The organism is Aquibium sp. ELW1220 (assembly GCF_030398385.1).
Classification (GTDB): Bacteria; Pseudomonadota; Alphaproteobacteria; order Rhizobiales; family Rhizobiaceae; genus Aquibium.
In genome coordinates, this window is sequence record NZ_JAOAOQ010000015.1 from 29,502 (window position 1) to 56,175 (window position 26,674).

A 26,674-nucleotide genomic window follows, 5' to 3' on the forward strand; every position below is an offset into this window, starting at 1 on the left:
TCACGCGGCCCGGCGCTTGCCAAGGGCCATGAAGCGGCGGGGATCGGCATCGCCCGCGCGACGATCAGAGAGAGAGGCGCAGAGATCGGCGAGCGCGTTCAGCGTGTGGACGGGGCGGAACTCGTCGACATGCGACAGCATGGCCTTCACCCCCCGCGCCCGGGCCTCGAAGCCGTCGAAGCGCAGCAGCGGATTGAGCCACACCAGCCTGCGGCACGACTTGTGCAAGCGCTCCATTTCGACCGTCAGCGATGCGACATCGTCGCGCTCCAGACCGTCGGTGATGAGGAGCACGATGGCGCCCTGCCCCAGCACCCGCCGCGACCAGACGCGGTTGAACTCGTGCAGGGTCTCGCCGATCCGCGTGCCGCCCGACCAGTCGCGCACGGCAAGCGAACTGTCGGCCAGCGCCTCGTCGGGATCGCGGTGGCGCATCTGCCGCGTCAGGTTGGTGAGCCGCGTCCCGAAGACGAAGGTGTGCACCCGCCTGCGCTTCTCGGCCAGCGCATGCAGGAAATGCAGGAAGATGCGGGTGTACTGGCTCATCGATCCGGAAATGTCGGCGAGCACGACGAGCGGCGGATGAATCTCGCGCGGCGAGCGGAACTTCGGCAGGATCAGGTCGCCGCCGGTCCGCAGGCCCGACCGCAGCATGGCGCGCGCATCGGTCCGCCGGCCGCGCGGGTCGGGCCGGTAGCGGCGGGTGCGCACGAGATCGAAGGGCAGCTTCAGGTTGGCGATGGCCCGCTTCGCCTCGGCGATCTCGCGCGCCGTCATCTGCGCGAAGTCCTTGCCGCGCAACACCTCGCTGCCGGAGAAGGTGAGCCGCGCATCGACCTCGATCTCGGGGATCTCCTGCGGCTTACGGTTCTTGTCGTGGCCCTCGAACATGGCATCGGCGACGCGGCTCTCGGCGGCGCGCGGCTTCTGGCGCTCCCGCGTGTCGGGCGCCTTGGGCGAGAACATGGCGAGCATCTTCTCCACCAGCTCGCGCGACTTCCAGAACAGGCGGAAGGCCTCGTCGAAGGTCGCGTGATCCTCGTGCCGCTTCACCAGCACCGAGTGGAGCACCCAGTAGAAATCCTCCCGGCTGCCGATCCCGGCGGCGAGAACCGCCTCGATCGCGTCCTTCACTGAAGCCGGCCCCACCCGCATGCCGGCCTTGCGCAGGGCGCGGGCGAAATAGACGATGTTGTCGGCCAGCCGGCCGTCCGCCCTGGCGGCATTGGGGAAGGCATGCTGCGGTGCCGTTTCCGCTTCGTACGTGGCGCTCACGGTCGCGCCTCCCTGACGTCGGACGGCGGGAGGCTACCCCCACCCTTGCCCTGCCGGTGAAGAACGGACCAAGAGGCGATCTCACGAGCCCGCACTGCGCCGTGACCCCGCCCCCGCAAGAAACCGCACCGCACCACCGCCCCTACTCCGCCGTCGCCATGTCCGCCTGCACTTCCTTCAGCAGCCGCCGGCCCTCGCCCTGCTCGATGCGGGCGATGTCGTCCTGGTACTTGAGGATGACGCCGATGGTGTCGGAGACCGTCTCGGGATCGAGCGCGATCTTGTCGAGTTCCGTCAGCGCGCTCGCCCAGTCGATCGTCTCGGCCACACCCGGCACCTTGAACAGGTCGATCTCGCGCAGCTTCTGGATGAAGCGGACCAGTTCGGCGGAAAGCCGACGGTTGGCCTGCGGCACCTTGCGCGCGACGATCTCCAGCTCGCGCTCGGCATTCGGATAGTCGACCCAGTGATAGAGGCAGCGCCGTTTCAGCGCGTCGTGGATTTCCCGGGTTCGGTTGGTGGTGATGATGACGATCGGCGGCTCGGCAGCCTTGATCGTCCCGAGTTCGGGCACCGTCACCTGGAAGTCGGAGAGAATCTCGAGCAGGAAGGCCTCGAAGGCCTCGTCGGTCCGGTCGAGTTCGTCGATCAGCAGCACCGGCGCGCGGCCGTCCTTTCCTTCAAGAGCCTCGAGGATGGGCCGGCGGATCAGGTATTTTTCCGAGAAGACGTTCTTCTCCATCCGGTCGCGGTCGGTCTGCCCGGCCGCCTCGTCCATCCGGATCTCGATCATCTGCGCGGCATAGTTCCACTCGTAGACCGCCGATGAGACGTCGAGGCCCTCATAGCACTGCAGGCGGATGAGCTTGCGGCCGAGCGCCTTTGCCAGCACCTTCGCGATCTCCGTCTTGCCGACGCCCGCCTCGCCTTCCAGGAAGAGCGGCCGCTTCATGCGCAAAGACAGGAAGAGCACGGTCGCCAGCGCCCTGTCCGCCACGTAGTCGGCGCTTTCGAGCAGCGCCATCGTCTCGTCGATCGACTGCGGAAGCGCGTGGCTGGGTTCGTCGGACATGCCGTCTCCTGGCTGTGATGTGTGGCCCCGCCTCAAAGGACGCGATAGGCGCGGCGATGATAGAGCAGAGCGGGCAGGTTATCGCCGACCCGCAATCCTGTCACGCGGCCGAACAGCACACGATGCGTGGCAAAGTCCTTCGCCTCGGTCAATTCGCAATCGAAGACCGCAAGCGCCGTCTTCAGCGTCGGAGCGCCGGTGGAGATCGTGTCCCAGTCGTCCGCGACGAAGCGCGCCTCCGGCGGCTTGCCCGTCAGGCCGGCGAAGTCTGCCGACAGGCCCTGATGCTCGGCCGCCAGCGTGTTCAGCGCGAAGACGCCATTGTCCCGGAACATGTCGTTCTTCTGGTTCTCGCGATTGAGACAGACGAGGATGGTCGCAGGATCATCGGACACGGAACAGGCCGCGATGACGGTCACGCCGCGCCTGCCCGCGGGCCCCTCGGTCGTCACCAGATGCACGGCACCGGCAAAATTCGCCATGGCTTCACGGTAGAAAGCCGGCTCGATCTCGTTCTTGTTCAACACCCGGCCATGCCTCTGCGCCCGTTTCCGACTTGCGCGCCAATATAGGGCCGGGCCGCAGGGCCACAAGCCGCTCGGTGTGCATTGCACATGAACGCTTCGTTCTTTACCAGTTGATCCGATCCAGGCCTTTCCGGCCTGTCCGAGGACCGGTCCGACCCGAACACGATGCAGCAGGCAGCCTTCACAGCGCTGGTGATCCTGGCCATGGCCGGCGCCCAGATCGTGCCGGCCGGCGCTGCCGCGCTCGGCCTGGCCGCGCCCCTGTCGGGGTCGGCGGAGCTGCTAGGGCAGCAGATGCGAACCGGTGCCGAGGCAGCGGTCGCCGCGGCTGCCGACGGCAGCACCATCGAGATCGTCGACACGCAATGCTCGGCCGAAGGCGGCAGCACCGCGGCCGAGTTCTTCGTCGTGGCCGAAGTCGAGGCGGTGGCGGGCTTCCTCTGCATCGAGGCCATCGAGGCGGCGATGCCGATCCTGTCGAAGGCCGGCATCCCCGTCATCACGACGGGCGTGCGTGTCGCAAGCCTGACCGACCGTCGCGAGCGGACCGGCTGGCCGGTCTACCGGCTGGCGCCGCGTGCGGACGGCGAACTCGCCGCTGTCTCGCGCATCCTGACGGACCTCTGGCGCGACGACCTCTTCGCCATCGTCGACGACGGCACCATCTACGGCCGCGAACTGGCGGAAGGTTTCCGCCTCGCGGCCGAACAGGCCGGCCTGAAACCGGTCTTCACCGACACGTTCAGGCCGCAGCTCGAAAACCAGATCGCGCTCGCCGGGCGCCTGCGCAAATCGGGCGCGACCCATGTCTTTGCCGGTGGCGACCGGTCCGACCTCGCCATTCTCGGCCGCGATGCACGGGAACTCGGCTACGACCTCGTCATCGCCGGTGGCGAAGCGCTGCGGGCGGCACCCGACGCCGTCGACCTGGCGCCGGGAACACTGATGATCGCGCCGGCGGAATGGGCCGACCTGGCCGAAGCATCGGTGCTGGAGACGTTCGCCGGGCGCGAGGTGCTGCCGGCCGGCTACGTCCTTCCGACCTATGCGGCCGTCGAGATCGCGCTGCAGGCGTTGCAGCCGGCGGGAAACGGCCCCCGCCCGATCGCTGCCGCGCTGTCGGAGCAGACCTTCCAGACCGTTCTCGGCCCCGTCCGCTTCGACGAGAAGGGCGACTGGGCCGGCGAGCACTACCGGCTGTTCCGCTACGACGGCGGCGCCTTTCAACCGATGGACTGAACTCCCATGGCATTCAGAGCGGGTACCCGCAATCTCCTGACCGACGTCGCCGGCCTGCGCGTGGGCAACACCGAGCACGCACGCATCCGCTCGGGCGTCACCGTGGTGCTTTGCGACCAGCCGGCCGTCGCCGCGGTCCAGGTGCTCGGCGGCGCGCCGGGCACGCGCGAGACAGACCTGCTCGAGCCCCACAACGCGGTGGAAAAGGTCGACGCGATCGTTCTGTCGGGCGGATCCGCTTTCGGACTCGACTCGGCCTCGGGCGTCCAGGCCTTCCTGCGCGAGCGGGGCGTGGGCGTGAAGGTGCACGATCTGTCGATCCCGATCGTTCCCGCCGCGATCCTCTTTGACCTCGTCAACGGCGGCGACAAGGACTGGGGCCGCTACCCGCCCTATCGCGACCTCGGTTACGAAGCGGCGGAGCGCGCGTCCGAGACCTTCGCCATCGGATCGTCCGGGGCCGGATACGGGGCCCTGACGGCCGGGCTCAAGGGCGGCCTGGGCTCCGCATCGGCGGTTCTCTCGAATGGCGTGACCGTGTCCGCGCTCGTCGCGGTCAATGCTGTCGGGTCGGTCACGGTCGGCGACACGCCGCATTTCTGGGCAGCACCCTTCGAGATCGGCGACGAGTTCGGCGCATGCGGGATGCCGGCCTCGGCACCCGCCGACGCGACGGATGTGCGGCTGAAGTTCCGCAGCGGGAACTCGCCTGCCGCCAACACCACGATCGCGGTGATCGCCACCGACGCGGTGCTGACCAAGGCAGGCGCCAAGCGTCTGGCGATGTCGGCCCATGACGGCTTCGCCCGCGCGATCTGGCCGGCCCACACGCCGGCGGATGGCGATCTGGTCTTTGCGCTGGCCACCGGCGGCAGCGGCATCGTTCCCGAAGGCGACGCGACCATCGAACTGGGTGCGGCGGCTGCCGCCGCCATGGCGCGCGCGGTCGCCCGCGGCGTCTTCGCCGCCGAGCCGGCGGCCGGCGACTTCTTTCCCGCCTGGCGGTCGCGCTGGCGGCGGTGACCGGCAGCAGCGATTTCGTATGGATCGGCGTGGCTGATCGGTGGCACAGTGCGGCGGGGCGAGGAATCGGGAGAAACGCCATGATCCGCAAGCTTGCCGGAGCCGCCACCCTTGCTCTGTCGACAGTCTTCGCCAGCGTCCCAGCCATTGCGGGAAGCGTGGCGGAGTTGGAAATCCTCGGCTTCAGCGCCGATGCCTCGATTTTCGCCTTCGAGGAATACGGCATCCAGGACGGCTCCGGCTTTCCCTACGCCAACCGCTTCTACATCGACGTGGCGACCGACGGCTTCGTCTCCGGCACCCCCATCCGCATCCGCATCGACGACGAGAGCGCTGCGCTCCAGCAGGCCAGGGATCAGGCGAGCGCGCCGGGCCAGGCGATCGTCTCCGACGCGGAACTGGCGCAGAATCGCGGATACACGGCCGGGAGCAACGCCGTCACCGAACTTTCCGCAGACCCGTTCCGCATGGCGGTGAACCCCCGGCCCGTCATCCCGCCGATCGACGAGGCGGTCGAGTTCCGGATCGAGGAATACGCACTCGACGCGACCGAGTGCGAAAATCTCGGTCCGACCATGGGGTTCCGGCTGCTCCGCATCGACCTGACGGCCGGCGGCACCGTCGCCCTGCTGCATGAGGATACCCGCGTCCCGTCCAGCCGCGGCTGTGCGCTCGGCTACCGGATGGGCGCGATCCAGACCATCCATCCGGACGGCGGCGCGCCATCCTTCGCCGTGCTGGTGGCGGTGCGATCCTTCGGCTTCGAGGGACCCGACTACCGCTGGATCGCGGTCACCGGGCGCCTGTGAGGGAAAGGCCTGCTCCCGGCGCATCCGCGCCGACGGCACGGGCGACGGGTGCGGACCACCGCAGGTGGATGCGACCTGTCCTGCAGCTGTTCGCCGGTTCGTTCGCCTGGTCCCTCGCCATCGGCGCGTCATGCCTTGTCGCGCTGCTTTTGCGCGCCTGGCAGAACGAGGAGGCGCAGGCTGCGGTCGTCCTGCTCTTCGGGTCCGGCGCCCTTGTCGCCTACGCGCCCGCCATCCTTGTCGCGCATCGTCTCGGCGGGCGCCGGGCCGAAACGCGCTTCGCCGCCACGATGGTGCTGCTGGCCGGCGCCACCATCGCCGTGACGGCCTTCCTCTTCGGCCTGTGGTATCGCCTCTACTATGCGCACTGGCACGAGCCGGCTCTGAGCATCGGCTGGATCTTCCAGTTCGCCTTCACCATGGCCGGGGCGTGCTACCATTTCCTGGTGCTCGGACTGCGGATGTATCTGCCGCTCGGCCTGCCGGCGCTGCTGGCGTTTTCCCTCGTTCAGGCAGGCCGCCGCCGTTGAGGCCCGCGGCAGCGTCTGCTAGGGGGTCCGCTTGGCTTTCCCGATGAGGACATACGCATGATCCCGCGCTATTCGCGGCCCGAAATGGTCGCCATCTGGTCTCCCGAGACCAAGTTCCGCATCTGGTTCGAGATCGAGGCCCATGCCTGCGACGCACTCGCAGAACTGGGCGTGATCCCGCAGGACGCCGCGCGGACGATCTGGGAAAAGGGTGGCGCGGCGACGTTCGACGTCGCGCGGATCGACGAGATCGAGGCCGTGACCAAGCACGACGTCATCGCCTTCCTGACCCATCTGGCGGAGTTCGTCGGTCCCGACTCGCGCTTCGTCCATCAGGGGATGACCTCGTCGGACGTTCTGGACACGACGCTGAACATCCAGCTCGTCCGCGCCAGCGACATCCTGATTGCCGACATGGACCGCCTGCTTGCCGCCTTGAAGAACCGGGCCCACGAGCACAAGGACACCGTGCGGATCGGCCGCTCGCACGGCATCCATGCCGAGCCGACGACCATGGGGCTGACCTTCGCGCGCTTCTTTGCCGAAATGAGCCGCAACCGCGCCCGGCTGGTGAATGCGCGCGCGGAGATCGCCACCGGCGCCATCTCGGGCGCCGTCGGCACCTTCGCCAACATCGACCCTCGCGTCGAGGAGCATGTCTGCGCAAAGCTCGGCCTCCTTCCGGAACCGGTCTCCACGCAGGTCATCCCGCGCGACAGGCACGCCATGTTCTTCGCCACGCTCGGCGTCATCGCGTCCTCGATCGAAAACGTCGCCACCGAGATCCGTCACATGCAGCGCACCGAGGTGCTGGAGGCGGAGGAGTTCTTCTCGCCCGGCCAGAAGGGCTCGTCGGCCATGCCGCACAAGCGTAACCCGGTGCTGACAGAAAATCTCACCGGTCTCGCGCGGCTGGTGCGCATGGCCGTGGTTCCGGCGCTCGAGAACGTGACGCTCTGGCACGAGCGCGACATCTCGCACTCGAGCGTCGAGCGAGGCATCGGCCCCGACGCCACGATCACGCTTGACTTCGCGCTCAACCGGCTGGCGGGCGTCATCGAGAAGCTGGTGATCTACCCGGACAACATGCTGCGGAACATGAACAAGTTCCGCGGTCTGGTGCATTCGCAGCGCGTTCTCCTGGCGCTGACCCAGGCGGGCGTCTCGCGGGAGGATGCCTACCGGCTCGTCCAGCGCAACGCCATGAAGGTCTGGGAACACGGCGCGGATTTCCTGGAGGAACTGCTGGCGGACGCGGAGGTGCGTGCCGCGCTGACGGAAGACGATCTGCGCGAGAAGTTCGACCTCGCCTACCACACCAAGCACGTCGACACGATCTTCGCCCGGGTCTTCGGCGCGGCCTGACCCGGAACGTCCGCGCACCGTCGGCGTTCTTGCTCCGCCAGGACATGGCGGAGTGAAGATGATGGCCAAGCAGGATTTCGGGTTCGACGACAGGCGCCGGCAGGGCATCACCAGGTATATCGTCTGGACGATCGTGGCCTGCCTTGCGCTCGGCGCCTTTCTCTATGCGGACGGCGCGTTCGACGAGATCCTCGCAGAGACGACCGGCACGCCCGCCGAGCCCGCAGCCGGCGGCTGAAGCGCTGCGGCCGGGCAGACCGGGGCGCCCTTCCCTCATTACCGTTCATTCACCTTCAGTCGAAGATGAACGCCAGCTGAACGGTGGCCTCAGCCTTTGTTCAAGCTTGCTGTGCCAAAAAACTCACAGACGGTCGAAACCCTTCGGTGTCTAACGCGTTTATCGGCCAAGGAGAACGATGCCATGCTGATCACGATGCTTGCTGCGGCCATGACCATTGCCATGCTGATTGCGACTGCGTTCGGCTTCTACGAGGAAGCGCAGCGCGCGCGGCAGGACGTCCGTGCGACCCGCCGGAACCCGTTTGCGAACATGCGCCGCTGAAATTACCAAGAACGACCCTGGGCCTGACCTCCCAAAGCAGATCGGCCGCCTCTCTGGGCGGCCGTTTCTGTTTTGAAGCCCGGGCTGCCCGGCTCACCCGTCGGAGGGGGTCTCCGGAGCAGCAGGCGGGGGATCGCCCGCCGGAGCATCCGGCGCCTGCTCCACGGCCGCCTCGACCTCTTCTTCCGATTGCGGCTCGGATATCCGCTCCACCGAAACCACCTTCTCGCCGTCACCGGTGCGGAAGATCGTGACACCCTTCGTGGCGCGGCCGGCAAAGCGGATCCCGTCGATCGGCACGCGAATGACCTTGCCCGCATCCGTGACCAGCATGATCTGGTCGTCCCGGTCGACCGGGAACACGGCGACCAGCTTGCCGATCTCGCCTGTCTTGGCGGTGTCGGTGGCCCTGATGCCCTTGCCGCCGCGCCCGATCAGCCGGAAGTCGTAGGAGGACGACCGCTTCCCGTAGCCGTATTCGGTCACGGTAAGCACGAACTGCTCGTGCGCCTTGAGGTGCTCGTAGCGCTCGTCGTTCAGGTCCGCCTCCTCGCCGACCTCCTCGTTGGTCAGGGCGATTTCCTCCTCGCCGTCGCCGATCTCGCTCGATGCCGCGCGTCGCTCGGCCACCGATCGCTTCAGATAGGCTGCCCGCTCCGCAGGCGACGCGTCGACATGCTCGAGGATGGTCATGGAGATCGCACGGTCGCCCTGGCCGAGCGCTATGCCGCGGACGCCCTGCGAGGAGCGTCCGGCGAAGACGCGCACGTCGGTCACGGCGAAGCGGATGCACTGGCCGCTGTCGGCGGTCAGAAGCACGTCGTCGTTTTCCGTGCAGGTCTCGACCGCGAGGATGGCATCGCCCTCCTCCTCGAACTTCATGGCGATCTTGCCGTTCCGCTTCACGTCGGCGAAATCGGACAGCTTGTTGCGCCGCACGGTGCCGCGCGTCGTCGCGAACATGACGTCGAGTTCGGCCCAGCTCTCCTCGTTTTCCGGCAGCGGCAGGATGGCGGTGATGCGATCTCCGGCGTCGAGCGGCAGAAGGTTGCGCAGGAACTTGCCCTTCGACTGCGGCGTGCCGATCGGCAGGCGCCAGACCTTTTCCTTGTAGACGATGCCGCGCGAGGAGAAGAACAGGATCGGCGTGTGCGTGTTGGCAACGAACAGCCGCGTGACGAAGTCGGTGTCCTTCGTCGCCATGCCCGAGCGGCCCTTGCCGCCGCGCGCCTGCGCCCGGTAGATCGAGAGCGGCACGCGCTTGATGTAGCCCTCATGCGTGACCGTGACGACCATGTCCTCGCGCTGGATGAGGTCCTCGTCCTCCATGTCGGCACCGCCGTCGATGATCTCGGTGCGGCGCGGCGTGCCGAACTCGTCGCGCACGGAAGCAAGCTCGTCCTTGACGATCGTCTGGATGCGCGCGCGGGACCCCAGGATGTCCAGGTAGTCCTTGATCTCCTCGCCGATCTTGTTCAGCTCGTCGGCGATTTCGTCGCGGCCGAGCGCAGTGAGCCGCTGCAGGCGCAGTTCGAGGATCGCGCGGGCCTGCTCTTCGGAAAGGTTGTAGGTGCCGTCCTCGTTGATGCGGTGGCGCGGGTCGTCGATGAGGCGGATCAGCGCCTCGACGTCGGCCGCCGGCCAGCGCCGCTCCATCAACTGCTCGCGCGCGGTCTGCGGATCGGGCGCGCTGCGGATCAGCTTGATGACCTCGTCGATATTGGCCACCGCGATGGCGAGACCGACGAGGACGTGGGCGCGCTCGCGCGACTTCTTGAGCAGGTACTTCGTGCGCCGGCTGACGACTTCCTCGCGGAAGTAGACGAAGGCCTTCAGGATGTCGATGAGGTTCATCAACTCCGGCTTGCCGCCGTTGAGCGCCACCATGTTGGCGCCGAAGGAGGTCTGCAGCGGCGTGTAGCGATAGAGCTGGTTGAGCACGACTTCGGCATTGGCGTCGCGCTTGAGTTCGATCACGACCCGGTAGCCCTGGCGGTCGCTCTCGTCGCGGATGTCGGAGATGCCCTCGATGCGCTTGTCGCGCACGAGTTCGGCCATCTTCTCGATCATCGTGGCCTTGTTGACCTGGTACGGCACCTCCGTGATGATGATCGCCTCGCGATCGCCACGCATCGGCTCGACATCGACCTTGCCGCGCATCATGACGGAGCCGCGCCCGGTGAGATAGGCGCTGTAGATGCCGGCGCGGCCGAGGATCAGCCCCCCCGTCGGGAAATCCGGGCCGGGGATGATGTCCATCAGGGCGGGAAGATCGATCGCCGGATTGTCGACGATGGCGATCGCCGCATTCACCACCTCGACGAGATTGTGCGGCGGAATGTTGGTGGCCATGCCGACGGCGATGCCGCCCGACCCGTTGACCAGCAGGTTGGGGTAGCGGGCCGGCAGCACCTTCGGCTCGCGCGACGAGCCGTCGTAGTTTTCCTGGAAATCGACGGTCTCCTTGTCGATGTCCTCCAGGATCTCGTGCGCGCCCTTGGTGAGCCGCGCCTCGGTGTAGCGCATCGCCGCCGGCGGATCGCCGTCGATCGAGCCGAAATTGCCCTGCCCGTCGATCAGCGGCAGCCGCATCGACCAGTCCTGCGCCATGCGCACCAGGGCGTCGTAGATCGATGCGTCGCCGTGCGGGTGGTACTTACCCATCACGTCCGAGACCGGACGCGCCGACTTCACGTGCTTGCGGTTCCAGTGGTAGCCGCTCTCGTGCGAGGCATAGAGGATGCGCCGATGCACAGGCTTCAGGCCGTCCCGGACGTCGGGCAAGGCGCGGCTGACGATCACGCTCATCGCGTAGTCGAGATAGGAGCGCTGCATCTCCTCTATGATGGAGATCGGCTCGATGCCGTTCGAACCCCCGGCGGGCGGTTTGGTGAGATCAGACAAATTGGACCACGTTCGTCGCTGGAATCAATGGCCCCTTATATAGGAAGCCGGCGCGATTCTCCAATTTCACAGTCCAATGGGCAAAGCGCATTCGTCGAGCTTTTTCAAAGACTTGGAAAGGACGCTCGCAGTGCGGCAGAAAACCGGTGGACAAAAGCCCGTCAAGCTTGGAAATCCGGCGCCGATTCTTCCCCCGTCGCGGCCCGCCGACGGATGTTTCTGCGGGGAAGGACATGCCGGCACGGGCCTCGGCCAAGGAGCGTCCGATTGCAGCCATCGCGCTGGTGACGATCCGGTTGATCAAAGAGCGGCCACCGTTCAGGATGCCTCCCGTCGCAGGTCGGGCAACCGGGCGCTCCTGCGACCACGATGCTTTCGCCATGCCGGACCACCGGGAGAATCCCGTGCCGAACTTCGATCTCGTCTTCAACGCCTTCGTGACGATCCTCGTGACGATCGACCCGCCCGGTCTTGCGCCGCTCTTCCTGGCGCTGACGCGCGGCATGGACCGCGCGCAGCGCCATCAGGTCGGGCTGCGTGCCTCGATCATCGGCCTCGCCGTACTCGCGCTGTTTGCGGTGGCGGGCGCGGCGATCCTGTCGGTTTTCGGCATCACCCTGCCCGCCTTTCGCGTGGCCGGCGGGCTGCTGTTGTTCTTCATCGCCTTCGAGATGATCTTCGAGCGTCGCACCGAGCGCAAGGAGAAGGCTGCGGACGTCGCGATCACCCGCGACCACATCCACAACATCGCGGCTTTCCCGCTGGCGATCCCGCTGATCGCCGGACCGGGCGCGATATCCGCAACGGTGCTCCTGTCGGGTTCGTTCGCAGGGCCGGCCGCAGTCGGGGTGCTGCTGGCCGTCATCGCGCTGGCGATCGCGATCACCTATCTCGTCTTCGTGCTGTCGGAACGCGTCGACCGCTATCTCGGACAGACGGGCCGCTCGATCCTGACGCGGCTGCTGGGCGTCATCCTGGCGGCTCTCGCCGTGCAGTTCGTCGCCGACGGCGTGAAGGCGCTCGCCGCCGCCTGACGGGCGACGGCGAGGCGAGCGGACAGAGGCGGCGATCAGTCCTGTGAATGCCGGTCCTTCGGCGGCTTGCCGGCCACGCCTGCCGAATCATGCGAGACCGGATCGCTGGCCGGAAACGTGTCTTCGAGGCCTTCCTGCAATTCGTCCTCGGCGTCGGGCTGGGCCGAGCCCTGCCGCGCACGCTCCTTGCGGAATGCTTCGGCGGCTTCGGAGGTGCGGGGCGGCTGCGGCGCGGCGGCTGGTTTGGTCGACATGGGGAAACTCCTCGGGGATCGCGGATCGATCCTTCCGGAAACGCCCCCGCCGCGCCATGGGTTCCAGCCGTCCCGGTCGTCGCGCCGCCGACCTCAGACCGTGAGGAATTTCCGCACCTGCGGATCGTCGAGATCCTCCGCCGGTCCGCAATGGACGATCTGGCCGCGGTCCATGATGTTCACCTCGTCGGCCAGTTCGCGGCAGAAGTCGAGATACTGCTCCACCAGAAGGATGCCGATGCCGGCCGTATCGCGCAGGAACCGGATCGCCCGGCCGATGTCCTTGATGATCGAGGGCTGGATGCCCTCGGTCGGTTCGTCGAGGACCAGCAGCTTGGGCCGCATCACCAGCGCACGGCCGATGGCGAGCTGCTGCTGCTGGCCGCCCGACAGGTCGCCGCCGCGCCGAGACAGCATGCTCTTCAGCACCGGGAACAGCTCGAACACATGGTCCGGGACGTGCCGGTCTGCCCGCTTCAGCGGCGCAAAGCCCGTCTCCAGGTTCTCCTTGACCGACAGGAGCGGGAAGATTTCCCGTCCCTGCGGCACGAATGCGATGCCCGACCGGGCGCGATCATACGCCGCGCTCCGGTCGAGCGCCTTCCCCTCGAAGGCTATCTCTCCGCTCGTCAGCCGGTGATGGCCGACGATCGCTCTCATGAGGCTGGTCTTGCCGACGCCGTTGCGGCCGAGCACGCAGGTGATCTTCGCCTCTCCCGCGGTCAGCGAGACGCCGCGCAGGGCCTGGGCCGCACCGTAATGGAGGGTGGCGTCCTTGACGGTCAGCATGCCCTCACCTCCCCAGGTAGACTTCGATGACGCGCTCGTCCGCCGAGACGCTGTCGAGCGTGCCCTCGGACAGGACCGAGCCTTCGTGCAGGCACGTCACCTTGACGCCGAGTTCGCGCACGAAATGCATGTCGTGCTCCACGACCACCACCGAATGCGTCTTCGCGATGTCCTTCAGCAGCCGCGCGGTCTCCTCGGTCTCGGCGTCGGTCATGCCGGCAACCGGCTCGTCGACGAGGAGAAGCTTGGGATCCTGCGCCAGCAGCATGCCGATCTCCAGCCACTGCTTCTGGCCATGGCTGAGATTGGCCGCCAGATCGTTGCGGCGGGCCTCCAGGCGGATCGTGGCGAGGATATCGTCGATCTGCTGGCTTTCGGCCTTCGAACGCCGGTGGAACAGCGCCGGAAAGATCGAGCGCGGCCCGGCGAGCGCCAGCACGAGGTTGTCTTCGACCGTGTGGCTCTCGAATACCGTCGGCTTCTGGAACTTGCGGCCGATGCCCATCATCGCGATGTCGGCCTCGTCGTGCTTGGTGAGGTCCACCGTACCGTCGAAGTAGACCTCGCCGGCGTCCGGACGGGTCTTGCCGGTGATGATGTCCATCATCGTGGTCTTGCCGGCGCCGTTGGGACCGATGATGGCCCGCATCTCGCCCTTGTCGAGCACCAGCGACAGGTTGTTGATGGCGCGGAATCCGTCGAAGGAGACCGACACGCCGTCGAGATAGAGGATGGTTCCGCTCTTCGACATCTCTCTACTCCGCAGGCTGCGGCGCGGGGCCGCCGGCGAGGTCGGACGACGGCGCCTTTGCCGTGTCCTCGTTCCGGGCAGGCCGGCCGGTGACCGGGTCGACGGGCGGCGGTGCTGCGTCCTCCTCGGCCTTCGTCCTTGCCCGCTCGGCCGCATCCCTTCGCGCCGCGCGCCAGGCATCATAGGTGCCGACGATGCCTTTCGGCAGGAACAGCGTCACCGCGACGAACAGGCCGCCGAGCGCGAACAGCCAGTACTCCGGCAAAACCCCGGTGAACCAGCTCTTGCCCCCGTTGACCAGCAGCGCCCCGATGATCGGTCCCACCAGCGTGCCGCGGCCGCCGACGGCGGTCCAGACGACCACCTCGATGGAATTGGCCGGCGCGAACTCGCCCGGATTGATGATGCCGACCTGCGGCACGTAGAGCGCGCCCGCGATGCCGGCCATCACCGCCGAGACGGTGAAGGCGAAGACCTTCACGTTTTCCGGCCGCCAGCCGATGAAGCGTGTGCGGCTTTCGGCATCGCGCACGGCGATCATCAGCATGCCGTACTTCGACCGCGTGATCGCGGAGGTTATGAGGAGCGCGAGCGCCAGAGCCAGGGCGCTGGCGGCGAACAGCCCCGCGCGCGTCTCCGGCGCCTGGACGTTGAAGCCGAGGATGTCCTTGAAATCGGTCAGGCCGTTGTTGCCGCCGAAGCCCATGTCGTTGCGGAAGAAGGCAAGCAGCAGCGCATAGGTCAGCGCCTGGGTGATGATCGACAGGTAGACACCCGTCACGCGGCTGCGGAAGGCGAACCAGCCGAACACGAAGGCGAGCGCACCGGGCGCCAGCACGATCATGATCGCGGCGAACCAGAACTGGTCGAAGCCGTACCAGAACCACGGCAGTTCGTTCCAGTTCAGGAACACCATGAAATCGGGAAGGATCGGATTGCCGTAGACGCCGCGGTCGCCGATCTGGCGCATCAGGTACATGCCCATCGCATAGCCCCCGAGCGCGAAGAAGGCGCCATGGCCGAGCGAGAGGATGCCGCAGTACCCCCATACCAGATCGAGCGCCAGCGCGAGCAGCGCATAGGTCAGGTACTTGCCGACGAGCGTGACCATGTAGTTGGGCACGTGGAAGGGGCTGGACGGCGGCACGGCCAGATGCAGCACCGGGACCAGCACGGCGACAGCAGCGAGGATGACGGCGACGACGAGGATACGGCTACTCGATCCGCCCGTGAACAGACGCTGGGTGATCATGCCTCGACCGACCTTCCCTTGAGGGCGAACAGCCCGCGCGGGCGCTTCTGGATGAACAGGATGATGAGGACCAGCACGAGGATCTTGCCCAGCACCGCGCCCGCATAGGGCTCGAGGAACTTGTTGACGATGCCGAGCGAGAAGGCCCCGACCAGCGTGCCCCAGAGATTGCCGACGCCGCCGAACACGACGACCATGAAGCTGTCGATGATGTAGCCCTGGCCGAGATTGGGAGAGACGTTGTCGATCTGCGACAGCGCCACGCCCGCGATGCCGGCGATGCCCGAGCCTAGCGCGAAGGTGAAGGCGTCGATCCAGGGCGTGCGGATGCCCATCGAGGAGGCCATCCGCCGGTTCGCGGTCACCGCACGCATCTGCAGGCCCCAGGCCGTCCGCTTGAAGACGTAGAGGAGCAGCCCGAACACGGCGAGCGCGAAGACGACGATCCAGAGCCGGTTCCAGGTCAGCGCCAGCTGGCCGATCTGGAACCCGCCCGACATCCAGGACGGATTGCCCACCTCCTGGTTGGTCGGGCCGAAGATGGTGCGCACGGCCTGCTGCAGGATGAGCGAGACGCCCCACGTGGCGAGCAGCGTCTCGAGCGGCCGGCCGTAGAGGAAGCGGATGATGCCGCGCTCCAGCGCCAGCCCGACCGCGCCTGCGACCAGAAAGGCGAGCGGCAGCGCAATGGTGAGCGACCAGTCGAACAGCCACGGGTAGGAGGTACGGATGACGGACTGCACGACGAAGGTGGTGTAGGCGCCGATCATCACCATCTCGCCATGCGCCATGTTGATGACGCCCATGACGCCGAAGGTGATGGCAAGCCCGATCGCGGCCAAGAGCAGCACCGAGCCCAGCGAAATGCCGTACCAGACGTTCTGCCCGACGTCCCAGAGCGCCAGGGTCGCGTTGATATCGTCGATCGCGCGCTGGGCAGCCGCCTGGACCTCGCCCTGCGCCCTGGCCGCGAAGCCGGTCAGCAGGGAGAGCGTGTCGCGGTCGCCGCGCTTGCCGAGGAAGGCGACGGCTTCGAGCTTGGCGGCGTCGGCTGCGTCCGACACGAGGATGGTGGATGCGCGCGCGGTCTCCAGCGCCGTCTTCACGCTGGCGACCGTCTCTTTGGCGATCGCGGCGTCGAGCGCCTCGAGATTGCCGGCATCCGGTGCGATGAACATGGTGCGCGCGGCAGCGAGGCGCACGACGGGATCGGGCGACGCGAGCGTGAGGCCGGAGATCACGTCGCGGATCGTGCGCCGCAGCGAATTGTTGACCTTGATCTTGGTGAAGCCGCCCTTGGGCTCCTCGCCCGCGGCGTCTCCGGTCAGGGGGTCGAAGAGCGTGGCGGTCTGGCCCTTCTCCAGGGCGATGAACACTGCCTTGTCGGCCTTGCGGAAACTCAGATTGCCGTCCGACAGCGCCGAGAGCGCGCGTTCGACGCGGACGTCGCCACTGGCGCCGAGCGCGCGCACGACCTCTTCGGTGTCGCGGAAATTCTTGCTCTCGGCGAAGCGGCCGATGGTGGCGCGGATCGCGTCGTCGTCGGCGAAGGCGCCGGAGACGCCGGACAGGACGAGGCCGATCAGGACGAGCAGGACGCGCAGGACGGTCATGGGCACGGCGGGCTTTCTCGTTGGGTTTGTTCAGGCTTCCGGGCGGACGGGAGGAGGTGCCCGCCCGGAAGCGTCGCGGTCATGTCGGGCCGGCGGCAGGCGCCGCCGGTCCGGTCATGCACGCGTCAGTTCATGCCCTTGCCGCCGCACTTGCCGGTGGCGACGTTGAAGTTGCCGCAGGACATCGGGGCGCGCCAGTCGGCGATGAGGTCCTTGGAGTCCGGCAGGTAGTCGGACCACTCGTCGCCCACCACGAGGCCGGTGGTCTCCCAGACGGTCTCCATCTGGCCGTCGGCCTGGATCTCGCCGATCAGCACCGGCTTGGTGATGTGGTGGTTCGGCATCATCGCCGAGTAGCCGCCGGTGAGGTTCGGCACCGAAACGCCGATGATGGCGTCGATGACGGCGTCGGTGTCGGTGGTGCCGGCCTTCTCGACCGCCTTCACCCACATGTTGAAGCCGATCACATGCGCTTCCATCGGATCGTTGGTGACGCGGTCGGGGTTCTTGGTGAACTCCTTCCAGGCCGCGATGAACTCCGCGTTCTCCGGCGTGTCGACCGACTGGAAGTAGTTCCAGGCCGTCAGGTGGCCGACGAGCGGCGCGGTGTCGAGGCCGGCGAGTTCTTCCTCACCCACCGAGAAGGCCACGACCGGGATGTCCTCGGCCTTGACGCCCTGGTTGCCCAGTTCCTTGTAGAAGGGAACGTTGGCGTCGCCATTGATGGTGGAGACGACCGCCGTCTTCTTGCCGGCCGAACCGAAGGCCTTGATGTCGGACACGATCGTCTGCCAGTCGGAATGGCCGAACGGCGTGTAGTTGATCATGATGTCTTCGGCCGCGACGCCCTTGGACTGGAGGTAGGCTTCCAGGATCTTGTTGGTCGTGCGCGGATAGACGTAGTCGGTGCCGGCGAGCACCCAGCGCTCGACGCCTTCATCGTTCATCAGGTAGTCGACCGCCGGGATCGCCTGCTGGTTGGGCGCAGCACCCGTGTAGAAGACGTTGCGCTGGCTTTCCTCGCCCTCGTACTGGACGGGGTAGAACAGGATCGAGTTCAGTTCTTCGAAGACCGGAAGGACCGACTTGCGGGACACCGACGTCCAGCAGCCGAACACGGCCGACACGCCGTTCACCGAGATCAGCTCGCGCGCCTTTTCGGCGAAGAGCGGCCAGTCCGACGCCGGGTCGACGACGACGGCCTCGAGCTTCTTGCCCAGGAGGCCGCCCTTGGCATTCTGCTGTTCGACCAGCATCAGCATGACGTCCTTGAGCGTCGTCTCCGAAATCGCCATCGTCCCCGAAAGCGAGTGCAGGATGCCCACCTTGATGGTTTCTTCCTGCGCGGTAGCGGCACCGGCCATCATCAGGCCGGCAAGCGCTGCCCCCGAGACCCGCTTCGCCAGTGTTGCGATCATTCCCCTCATATTGAGAACCTCCGATAAGGGTTGGTTGTTGCACCGATAAAAACAATGCAACGGCTGTGCCAAACCTGATCGGGCTGTCACAAAAACCCGGAAAGCCTTGCGAACAAAGACGCGGACGATGAGCAGCCACCCGAGTTCCGATGGCATCGTCGTACGGGTTTAATCTTTGTTGAGACTTCTTTGCGCAACAGACGGCAGGGGCTGGGCAAAAAATAGGCAGACAAGAAATTCAGCCCAAACAATCGCCATATGCCGAACGATACGGCTGCCAGCGCGTCGCCGTCGCCTGCCGATACGGAAGATCCGGGCCGTACCAGTGCGCTTCTACGCCTCGCCTTCCAGCATGTCCTTCACCACCGTCGCAAGCTGCTTCAGCGAGAAGGGCTTCGGCAGGAAGCCGAACTTGGCGTCTGCGGGAAGGTTCCTGGCGAAGGCATCCTCGGCATAGCCGGAGACGAAGACGAACTTCACGTCCGACTGGCGCTTGCGCAGCTCGCCGAGCAGCGTCGGTCCGTCCATCTCGGGCATCACCACGTCCGAGACCACGATGTCGATCGCCCCGTCGAGTTCGTCGAAGATTTCGAGCGCCTCGACGCCCGACGAGGCCTCGTGCACCGTATAGCCGCGCGAGCGCAGCGCACGCACGCCGCCCATCCGCACGGCATCCTCATCCTCGACGAGCAGCACCGTCGCCGACCCGGAAAGGTCCTTGTTGGCTTCCGGCTTGACCGCCGACGTCGCGGCCTCGGCCCTGGCCGCTTCTTCCCGTTCCTTTTCCTGCACGATGTGGCGCGGCAGGAAGATACGGAATGTCGTCCCGACGCCCACCTGGGAATCGCAGAAGATGAAGCCACCGGTCTGCTTGATGATGCCGTACACCATGGAAAGGCCGAGGCCCGTGCCCTTGCCCACCTCCTTGGTCGTGAAGAAGGGTTCGAAGATCTTCTTGAGGATGTCCGGCGGGATGCCCGTGCCCGTGTCCTCGACGTCGATCAGCACGTAATCGCCAGCCGTGAGTTCGCGATAGCCGAACGGCGCGCATTCCTCGGCCGGCACGTTCTTGGTGCGCACCACCAGATCGCCGCCGCCCGGCATGGCGTCGCGCGCATTCACCGTGAGATTGACGATCACCTGTTCGAACTGGCCGAGGTCGACCTTGACCGGCCAGATGTCGCGGCCATGGTCGATGCGCAGCCGCATGTCGTTGCCGGCCAGCCGGGTGAGCAGCATGCGCAGGTCGGCCAGCACGTCGGTCAGGTTCAGCACTTCCGGCCGCAGCGTCTGGCGCCGCGAGAACGCGAGCAGCTGGCGCACCAGCGAGGCGGCGCGGTTGGCGTTCTGCTTGATGTTCATGATGTCTGCGAAGGAAGGGTCCGACGGCCTGTGGCTGGCGAGGAGCAGGTCCGACGCCATGATGATGGCGGTGAGCACGTTGTTGAAGTCGTGCGCGATGCCGCCGGCAAGCTGGCCGACGGCCTGCATCTTCTGGCCCTGCGCCATCTGCGCCTCGAGCGCCTTCTGCTCGGTCGTGTCGACGGCGTAGACGATCGCCGCCTCCTCGGCGGTCTCGCCCTCGCTCGCGTCGGCGACCGCGCTGACGTAGAAACGGATGTGCCGTTCCTCGTCGGTCGGCAGGATGGTGTCGATCGGGGCGATGTCGGCCTGGTGCTGCTTGGCCTTGTCGAGCGCGGCGGCAAAACCCGCGCGGTCGCGCTCGTGGATGACCGTGTCGAGACGCGCCCTGCGGTCGACCGCATCGCGATCGACGACGCTCGAGAACAGCGACAGGAACGGCGCGTTGGTGCGCAGGATGCGGCCAGCACCGTCGATGCCGGCGATCGCCATCGGCGTGGAGTTGAAGAAGCGCGTGAAGCGGACTTCCGACGCGCGCAAATCCGCCGAGGCATCCTCTCCCTGCGCCCGGTTGAGCACGATGGTGCGGGTCGGACCCGGTGCGCCGTCCCGGCTGGCTGTCGCCCGATGCATGAAGCGCACCGGAAGCGCCTCGCCCTTGACCGTCGAGAGGTCGAGATCGATCACCGCGTTGCGGGTGGCGCCCGGATCGGCCTTGACCGACCGGATCAGCGCCATGCCGTCACCGGCCACGACTTCGGAAAGGGCAACCGAACCCGGCGAGAAGCTGGCCAGATCGATGCCCAGCCATTCCGCCAGCGTGGCGTTGAGATAGGTGATCCGCCCGGCCGGATCGGCCGAGAAGAAGCCGGCGGGCGCATGGTCGAGATGATCGATCGCCTGCTGCAGGTCGAGAAAGAACCGTTCCTGCTCGGCGCGCTCGCCCGAAATGTCCTCGACCTGCCATGCCAGCAGCGGCTGGCGCTGGCCTGCTGCCCGGAAGCTACGCGCCCGCACCCTGTACCAGTGGGCACCCGGTTCCGATCCGGGACGGATCGATTGCGAGACGCGGAACTCGCCGTCGCCGCCCCGCCCGTCGCGCAGCCCGAGCGCGAGGCGCTCGACCGTCGGGGAGGCCTCGATGTTGTCGGCAAGGTGCACGTCGAGCGTCCGCACGTCGGCAGCCGACGTCGCACCGGTAAGCCTCGAATAGGCCTGGTTGGCATAGAGTACGCGCGCGCGCATGTCGGACACGACGAGCCCCTGCCCCATCGTGTCGATGTAGGCCTTGGCCAGTTCGTCCCCCGAAGACCGTGGCGCCACCTGGACGAAGCCGATGGCCGAAGCGAACAGGTAGCCGACGCCGATCATGGCCAGGATGCCGAGCAGCCCGAGCAGGAAAGGATCGCCGAGCTGGTCGCGCATCAGGGCAAACACGAAGGCTGCCCCCACGAGCACGATGATGAAGACGATCAGCCGCGCAATCGTCCCCGGACGCGAGTTCTGGTCGACGATGGGCGCCGGATAGAATTCGCCTTCGCCGTTCCCCTCCATCCGCTGTCCGTCCTGCCCGAATCCTGCCATGCCGCCCGTGCCCGGTATGAATCACATAATGAACGGGCGCGAAAGCCCGCCGGGTCCATTCTCCAGAGCATCCCGCTTCGCGCGGCGCTGCGATCTCCCGCAAGGCCGCACCTTCGCGAAGCGACCATATTTATCACACGGTAGCATGCTCATTTGCTTGCGGCGCAGCAATTCGCGTGTCAATCGTGTCGCGGCACCTCAGAGGAGAGTTCGATGACCAGCTTGCTGGATGGCTTGATTGATTCCCGGTACATCCCGGCGGTCACCTGGCTGATCATCGGCGTCATTGCGGTGATCGTCGCCTATGCGGGTTTCCGCGTCGTGCGCATGCTGACGTCGGGAACCTACATCGCCGGCGGCCGCAACCGCCGCACGCGGCTCGCCGTGCTCGACGCAGCCGCCGTGGACGACAGGCGCCGGCTTGTCCTCGTGCGCCGCGACGACGTCGAGCATCTCATCCTGATCGGCGGCCCGACCGACGTGGTGGTGGAGCAGGACATCCGCCTCGGTACCCGCCAGCCCCGCGCTCAAGCAGCGGAACCGGCGCGCGCGATCGCTCCGGATCCCGACCATGCGTTCGACGCCTACGACCACGGCGACGAAGCGCTTCAGCCCAACCCGATCCCGCCGGCACCGCCGCGCCAGGTTCCGGCCGCACCGCAGCGCCAGCCGAGCCGCGCTGCGGAGAGGCCGCCGGTTCAGCGTGCCCCGGCGGCGTCGCGACCCGTGAACGTCGAACCCGCCCCTTCGCCGGCTCCCACCCCGCCGCCGCCGCCCGCGCCCCCCGCGCCTCCGGCCGCCGTACACCAGCAGGTCGCCGTACGACCGGTCGCGCCGATGCCCGTTCGGCAGCCGCTTGCGCCGGTGGCGCAGCAGGCGCAGGCACCCGTCGCTCCGCAGCAGCAGGTGCCGACCGCGCCGCGGCAGCAGCGGACGATCCGCCCTGTCCTGCCGCGCGTCACCTTGCCGGCCGCGACCCAGCCGAATTTCCCGCAACCTCCGGAAGAACGCCGCGATCCGCCGGTCGTGGCCCGCGTGACCCCCCACCCGGCACGGGCGCAGGCGACTCGCAGAGCCCAGCAACAGCAGCCTCAGCCCGCTCCCGCGCCGGTGGAGAACGATCTCGACGACGCCCTGCTGCAGGAACTCGAGACTTCCCTGCGCTACCCGGCCCGCGAGCGCAGCCGCGCGAAGGCCGCCGACATCGACGAGGAGATGAACAAGCTCCTCGGCGAGATGTCACGCGACCGCCGCTGAGCGGCAGGTTCGCCGGAAGCCCGCAGCCGCACGGCCGCGAGGTACGGCCGAATCCAAAGCACCGCGACCCGATCGGACGGCATCCGATGCCGGGAGGATGCGGCCGCAACCGCGCCGCCGCCTGAGGCCGCCCGGCGCAGGAACCCCGCACATGGCGGAGGATGGCCGGCACAAAAAAAAGCGGCCACGGGGGCCGCCTTTTGGATCTCTTTCCTGAAGTCCTGCCGCAGCGGCGTGCGGGTCAGTCGTCCCGGTAGACCTTTTCGCGACGCTCGTGGCGTTCCTGCGCCTCGATCGAAAGCGTTGCGATCGGCCGCGCGTCGAGCCGCTTCAGCGAGATCTGCTCGCCCGTCTCCTCGCAGTAGCCGTAAGTCCCGTCCTCGATCCGCATCAGCGCGGCGTCGATCTTGGAGATCAGCTTGCGCTGCCGGTCGCGGGCCCGCAGCTCGATGGCGCGGTCGGTTTCGGAAGAGGCACGGTCGGCGAGGTCGGGGTGGTTTGCGTTTTCCTGCTGCAGGATTTCGAGGGTTTCGCGCGCTTCGCGAAGAATGTCGTTCTTCCAGGTCATGAGCTTGGCGCGGAAGTAGGCCTTCTGCCGCTCGTTCATGAACGGCTCGCTCTCGCTGGGCACGTAGTCTTCCATGGTTTCGCTCACCTGAGTCTCCCCCATAGCTATGAACCGGCGCCTATATATTCGGGCCGCCGAAGCTGTACAAGCCAAAAGGTGAGCAATGTCACGCGTTTGTTAGCCATGCACCGAAAGCCGGCCGAAGCCGTCCCGGCCGTCGTGCCGCAAGGGAAACGCGGTTTTCCCGAGCTTTCGAGAAGGCTTCCGGGCCACGCTCGCGAGCGGTGCCCAGCATGCGAGTTGCGTTGCGCGGGGCCTCCCGGTAATGCTCCGCGCAGGCACGAGGGCGCTTGCCCGCGAGGAGGATGTCAGATGAGCCGCCTTTTCCTTCTGCGCCATGCGCGTGCCGCCTGGGCCGAGCCCGGAGACCGCGATTTCGACCGTCCGCTGACCGAGGAAGGGCGCAGCGAGAGCCGCATCGTCGGCGAGATGATGCTCGCGAACGGCTACCGGCCCGACCGCGTCGTCTGCTCGCCGGCCCGGCGCGCGCTCGATACCTGGCGCGGGGTCGCCGAGGTCCTGGACATGAAACCATCCGAAGCCCTGCTCTCGGAGACCCTCTACGCCGCCGATGCCGCCGGCTATCTGACCATCGTGCGCAACAACGGTGCCAACGGATCGCTGCTGATCGTCGGCCACAACCCGACGATCGAGGACCTGGCGCTCGGGCTGTCTGCGGCCGGTGTCGGTCCGGCCCGCGACGATCTCGACAAGGGTTTCCCGACGGGCGGGCTCGCGGTGATCTCGTTCGAAGGCGACCTGTCGGAGGCGATGCCCGGCGTCGGGACGCTCGAGGCCTTCTTCATGCCCTCCGACCACTGAACGCCCCCGCGGGATTACAAATGGCCGGCCTCGGGCCTATATCCGGCCAGTTGCTCCGCAGGCGAGGATGACGTTGGCGTCTCTCACGAACTTCACCGACGAGGCGTTCATAGCGCTCGACACGATAGCCGGCAGAGCCGCGAACCTCGTCGCGCCTTCCCTCCGGCTGGGCGTGACCGGGCTGTCGCGCGCCGGCAAGACGGTCTTCATTTCCGCCTTCGTGCACAACCTGATCCACGGCGGCCGGCTTCCGATGTTCGAGGCGCAGAAGTCGGGCCGGCTCGCCCGCGCCTATCTCGAGGAGCAGCCCGACGACGCCGTGCCGCGGTTCCAGTACGAGGACCACGTGGCGGCCCTTCTCGACGCCCGCGCATGGCCCGAATCGACCCGCGCAATCTCCGAACTCCGGTTGACCATCGAGTATGAATCGGCGTCGGCCTGGGGGCGCATGCTCTCGCGCGGGCGCATCTCGATCGACATCGTCGACTATCCGGGCGAGTGGCTTCTCGACCTGCCGCTGCTCGGCAAGGATTTCGCCGCCTTCTCGGCCGACTCCTTCCAGCTCGCCGCCCTTCCGGTTCGAGCCGATCTCTCGGCCGAGTGGCTGGCGCTGGCGGCCACCATCGATCCCGACCGCGACGCCGACGAGATGACGGCGCGGCGCCTCGCCGAAGTCTTCACCGCCTACCTGCGGGCCTGTCGCCAGGATACGCGTGCCCTGTCCACCCTGCCGCCAGGGCGGTTCCTGATGCCCGGCGATCTCGAAGGTTCGCCCGCGCTGACCTTCACGCCCCTGCCGAACCTGCGCGATGGCCGGGCGCGGCCGGGTTCGCTGCGCGCCATGATGGAGCGCCGCTTCGAGGCCTACAAGACGCATGTCGTCAAACCCTTCTTCCGCGAGCATGTCGCCCGGCTCGACCGGCAGATCGTGCTGATCGACGTGATGCAGGCGATGAACGCGGGTCCGGCAGCGCTGGCCGACCTCGAACGGGCCCTGACCGAGATCCTCGGCTGCTTCCGTCCGGGCTCCGGCGGCCTCCTGTCGAACCTTATGTCGCGCCGCATCGACCGGATCCTGATCGCGGCGACCAAGGCCGACCAGATCCATCACACCAGCCACGACCGGCTGCAGGCCATCGTGCGCCGGCTGACCGAGCGGGCGGCGGCGCGGGCCGACATTTCGGGAGCGGCCGTCGACGTACTGGCACTGGCCGCAGTCCGCGCGACGCGCGAGGGCACCGTCACGCAGCGGCGCGAGGAACTGCCGGTGATCATCGGGACCCCGCTTTCGGGCGAAACGATCGGCGGCGAGACCTTCGACGGCGACACCGAAACGGCCGTCTTTCCGGGAGACCTGCCGAAGTCTCCCGATTCGCTGTTCGATGCTGGCGCGATCGCCGGCCAGACGCGCGCCATCCGCTTCGTCCGCTTCCGGCCGCCCCGGCTGGAACGCAGCGCCGACGGCGTGACGCTTTCCCTGCCGCACATCCGCCTCGACAGGGCATTGCAGTTCCTGATCGGAGACCGGCTGTCATGAGCGACGCACGGGAACCAAAGGCGTTCCGTCTTCCGCCGGATCGCAAGGCGGCGGCGCAGGCCGAACGCGAGCCGCGCGCGCTGCACGGCGCGGAGATGTCGGTGGTGACGCCGGCAGCCGTCGACGTCTTCGAGAACGACACGGCCGAGACCGCCCCGCCGCCGCCGCCCGCAGCAAGGCGGCGATCCCGGCTGGGGACGATCTTCTTCGGCGCCGCCGGCATTCTCGTGTCTCTGGCGATAGGACTGTCCATCGACGAACTGATCCGCTCCCTGTTTGCCCGCGCCGACTGGCTGGGCTGGCTGGGTGCGGGCCTCGCGGCGGTTGCGACGGCCGCCCTCCTCGCCATCCTGATTCGCGAGGCCGCGGCACTTACGCGGCTGTCGTCGGTGGAGAATCTGAGCCGCCGGGCGGTCGATGCCCTCGAACGCAACGATCCGAAGGCGGCGCGCGCGCTGGTCGACGACCTGTCGGGGTTCCTCGCATCGCGCCCGCAGACGGCGAAGGGGCGCCGGACGCTGGACGAGCTTCGGCACGACGTGATCGACGGTCCCGACCTGATCCGGCTGGCCGAAACCGAGCTTCTCGCCCCTCTGGACGCGGAGGCACGGCGCCTGATCCTTGACGCGGGCAAGCGCGTCTCCATGGTCACCGCCGTCAGCCCGCGCGCGGCGGTGGACCTGGTCTATGTCCTCTACGAGGCGAGCCGGCTGATCCGGCGGCTGGCCGAGCTCTACGGCGCCCGCCCGGGCACCCTCGGCTTCCTGCGCCTGGCCCGCGGCGTGCTGGCGCATCTCGCGGTGACGGGATCGATGGCTGCCGGCGACACGCTGGTGCAGCAACTCGTCGGCCACGGCCTGGCCGCCCGCCTCTCGGCAAAGCTCGGAGAAGGCGTGGTCAACGGGATGATGACGGTGCGTATCGGGATGGCGGCGATGGATACCGTCCGTCCCCTGCCCTTCGACGCGGTCCGCAAGCCGCGTATGGGGGACTTCGTCGGTGCGCTGGCCCGATTCGCGGGCGCGCAGGATGGCCAAAAGGACACACCTTCCAGGTGAACGTCGGCG

At 67.3% G+C, this 26,674-nt stretch carries 24 protein-coding genes and 1 pseudogene; 12 read left to right on the forward strand and 13 right to left on the reverse strand.

What is annotated here, in order from left to right; all coding sequences use genetic code 11:
* The 3 genes from N1F91_RS14955 to N1F91_RS14965 all read right to left on the reverse strand — a co-directional run bounded on the left by N1F91_RS14955 (position 1) and on the right by N1F91_RS14965 (position 2,874).
* Positions 1–1,275: a VWA domain-containing protein gene (locus tag N1F91_RS14955; protein WP_289993204.1), complete on the reverse strand. Its 1,275-nt coding sequence runs from the start codon at positions 1,273–1,275 to the stop codon at positions 1–3.
* 142 nt (positions 1,276–1,417) lie between these two features.
* Complete coding sequence (locus N1F91_RS14960) at positions 1,418–2,347, reverse strand: MoxR family ATPase (protein ID WP_289993206.1); 930 nt, start codon at positions 2,345–2,347, stop codon at positions 1,418–1,420.
* A gap of 32 nt (positions 2,348–2,379) precedes the next feature.
* A complete protein-coding gene (locus N1F91_RS14965) occupies positions 2,380–2,874 on the reverse strand; it encodes a flavin reductase (protein WP_289993208.1) in 495 nt (164 codons plus the stop codon).
* Between the two features lie 165 nt (positions 2,875–3,039).
* Between N1F91_RS14965 and N1F91_RS14970 the strand changes: the two genes are divergently transcribed.
* The 7 genes from N1F91_RS14970 (at position 3,040) to N1F91_RS15000 (ending at position 8,402) form a co-directional block, all read left to right on the forward strand.
* Entirely contained in the window at positions 3,040–4,113 is a 1,074-nt protein-coding gene (locus tag N1F91_RS14970; RefSeq protein WP_354670546.1) for a branched-chain amino acid ABC transporter substrate-binding protein, read from the forward strand.
* Between the two features lie 6 nt (positions 4,114–4,119).
* Positions 4,120–5,136 (forward strand): P1 family peptidase, encoded by a 1,017-nt coding sequence (locus N1F91_RS14975; RefSeq protein WP_289993209.1) that lies wholly within the window; start codon positions 4,120–4,122, stop codon positions 5,134–5,136.
* A gap of 80 nt (positions 5,137–5,216) precedes the next feature.
* The gene (locus tag N1F91_RS14980) at positions 5,217–5,945 is read left to right on the forward strand and encodes a DUF2259 domain-containing protein (protein WP_289993210.1); all 729 of its coding nucleotides are present in this window, start codon (positions 5,217–5,219) and stop codon (positions 5,943–5,945) included.
* 68 nt (positions 5,946–6,013) lie between these two features.
* Positions 6,014–6,475 carry a hypothetical protein gene (locus N1F91_RS14985; RefSeq protein ID WP_289993211.1) on the forward strand — a complete coding sequence of 154 codons (462 nt, stop codon included), beginning with the start codon at positions 6,014–6,016 and terminating at the stop codon, positions 6,473–6,475.
* Between the two features lie 57 nt (positions 6,476–6,532).
* The gene (purB, locus tag N1F91_RS14990; RefSeq protein ID WP_289993212.1) at positions 6,533–7,840 is read left to right on the forward strand and encodes an adenylosuccinate lyase; all 1,308 of its coding nucleotides are present in this window, start codon (positions 6,533–6,535) and stop codon (positions 7,838–7,840) included.
* A gap of 52 nt (positions 7,841–7,892) precedes the next feature.
* Entirely contained in the window at positions 7,893–8,078 is a 186-nt protein-coding gene (locus tag N1F91_RS14995) for a hypothetical protein (protein ID WP_289993213.1), read from the forward strand.
* A 183-nt stretch (positions 8,079–8,261) separates the two neighbouring features.
* The gene (locus N1F91_RS15000) at positions 8,262–8,402 is read left to right on the forward strand and encodes a hypothetical protein (RefSeq protein WP_187971850.1); all 141 of its coding nucleotides are present in this window, start codon (positions 8,262–8,264) and stop codon (positions 8,400–8,402) included.
* A gap of 93 nt (positions 8,403–8,495) precedes the next feature.
* Here N1F91_RS15000 and gyrA read toward each other — a convergent pair whose 3' ends face one another.
* A complete protein-coding gene (gene gyrA / locus N1F91_RS15005; protein WP_289993214.1) occupies positions 8,496–11,306 on the reverse strand; it encodes a DNA gyrase subunit A in 2,811 nt (936 codons plus the stop codon).
* The gene (locus tag N1F91_RS15010) at positions 11,299–11,688 is read right to left on the reverse strand and encodes a hypothetical protein (RefSeq protein WP_289993215.1); all 390 of its coding nucleotides are present in this window, start codon (positions 11,686–11,688) and stop codon (positions 11,299–11,301) included. Before N1F91_RS15010 ends, gyrA begins: the two co-directional genes overlap by 8 nt.
* Before the next feature lie 22 nt (positions 11,689–11,710).
* Here N1F91_RS15010 and N1F91_RS15015 point away from each other — a divergent pair, with 22 nt between their 5' ends.
* Complete coding sequence (locus N1F91_RS15015) at positions 11,711–12,340, forward strand: MarC family protein (RefSeq protein WP_289993217.1); 630 nt, start codon at positions 11,711–11,713, stop codon at positions 12,338–12,340.
* A 35-nt stretch (positions 12,341–12,375) separates the two neighbouring features.
* On the opposite strand, the gene N1F91_RS15020 is transcribed toward N1F91_RS15015, so the two are convergent.
* The 7 genes from N1F91_RS15020 to cckA all read right to left on the reverse strand — a co-directional run bounded on the left by N1F91_RS15020 (position 12,376) and on the right by cckA (position 21,363).
* On the reverse strand, positions 12,376–12,594 hold the full coding sequence (locus N1F91_RS15020) for a hypothetical protein (protein WP_289993218.1): 219 nt from the start codon (positions 12,592–12,594) through the stop codon (positions 12,376–12,378).
* 93 nt (positions 12,595–12,687) lie between these two features.
* Entirely contained in the window at positions 12,688–13,383 is a 696-nt protein-coding gene (urtE, locus tag N1F91_RS15025) for an urea ABC transporter ATP-binding subunit UrtE (protein WP_289993219.1), read from the reverse strand.
* Between the two features lie 4 nt (positions 13,384–13,387).
* Positions 13,388–14,134, reverse strand: a complete 747-nt coding sequence (urtD, locus tag N1F91_RS15030; RefSeq protein ID WP_289993220.1) for an urea ABC transporter ATP-binding protein UrtD — start codon at positions 14,132–14,134, stop codon at positions 13,388–13,390.
* Positions 14,135–14,138: 4 nt separating this feature from the next.
* Positions 14,139–15,386 (reverse strand): urea ABC transporter permease subunit UrtC, encoded by a 1,248-nt coding sequence (urtC, locus tag N1F91_RS15035; protein WP_289993221.1) that lies wholly within the window; start codon positions 15,384–15,386, stop codon positions 14,139–14,141.
* Entirely contained in the window at positions 15,383–16,999 is a 1,617-nt protein-coding gene (gene urtB / locus N1F91_RS15040; RefSeq protein WP_289993658.1) for an urea ABC transporter permease subunit UrtB, read from the reverse strand. Before urtB ends, urtC begins: the two co-directional genes overlap by 4 nt.
* 125 nt (positions 17,000–17,124) lie before the next feature.
* Positions 17,125–18,426, reverse strand: coding sequence for an urea ABC transporter substrate-binding protein (gene urtA / locus N1F91_RS15045; protein ID WP_289993222.1), 1,302 nt, complete (start codon positions 18,424–18,426; stop codon positions 17,125–17,127).
* Positions 18,427–18,750: 324 nt separating this feature from the next.
* Positions 18,751–21,363, reverse strand: coding sequence for a cell cycle histidine kinase CckA (gene cckA / locus N1F91_RS15050; protein WP_289993223.1), 2,613 nt, complete (start codon positions 21,361–21,363; stop codon positions 18,751–18,753).
* A 315-nt stretch (positions 21,364–21,678) separates the two neighbouring features.
* Between cckA and N1F91_RS31125 the strand changes: the two are divergent.
* Positions 21,679–21,870: pseudogene (locus N1F91_RS31125) on the forward strand (hypothetical protein); the annotation flags it as partial.
* A gap of 991 nt (positions 21,871–22,861) precedes the next feature.
* Here the strand turns inward: N1F91_RS31125 and dksA are convergent.
* Complete coding sequence (dksA, locus tag N1F91_RS15060; protein WP_187971859.1) at positions 22,862–23,275, reverse strand: RNA polymerase-binding protein DksA; 414 nt, start codon at positions 23,273–23,275, stop codon at positions 22,862–22,864.
* Positions 23,276–23,560: 285 nt separating this feature from the next.
* Between dksA and N1F91_RS15065 the strand changes: the two genes are divergently transcribed.
* The 3 genes from N1F91_RS15065 (at position 23,561) to N1F91_RS15075 (ending at position 26,665) form a co-directional block, all read left to right on the forward strand.
* Complete coding sequence (locus N1F91_RS15065) at positions 23,561–24,070, forward strand: histidine phosphatase family protein (protein WP_289993224.1); 510 nt, start codon at positions 23,561–23,563, stop codon at positions 24,068–24,070.
* A gap of 73 nt (positions 24,071–24,143) precedes the next feature.
* Positions 24,144–25,607 (forward strand): YcjX family protein, encoded by a 1,464-nt coding sequence (locus N1F91_RS15070; RefSeq protein WP_289993226.1) that lies wholly within the window; start codon positions 24,144–24,146, stop codon positions 25,605–25,607.
* A complete protein-coding gene (locus tag N1F91_RS15075) occupies positions 25,604–26,665 on the forward strand; it encodes a TIGR01620 family protein (RefSeq protein WP_289993227.1) in 1,062 nt (353 codons plus the stop codon). Before N1F91_RS15070 ends, N1F91_RS15075 begins: the two co-directional genes overlap by 4 nt.
* The last annotated feature ends 9 nt before the right edge of the window (positions 26,666–26,674 follow it).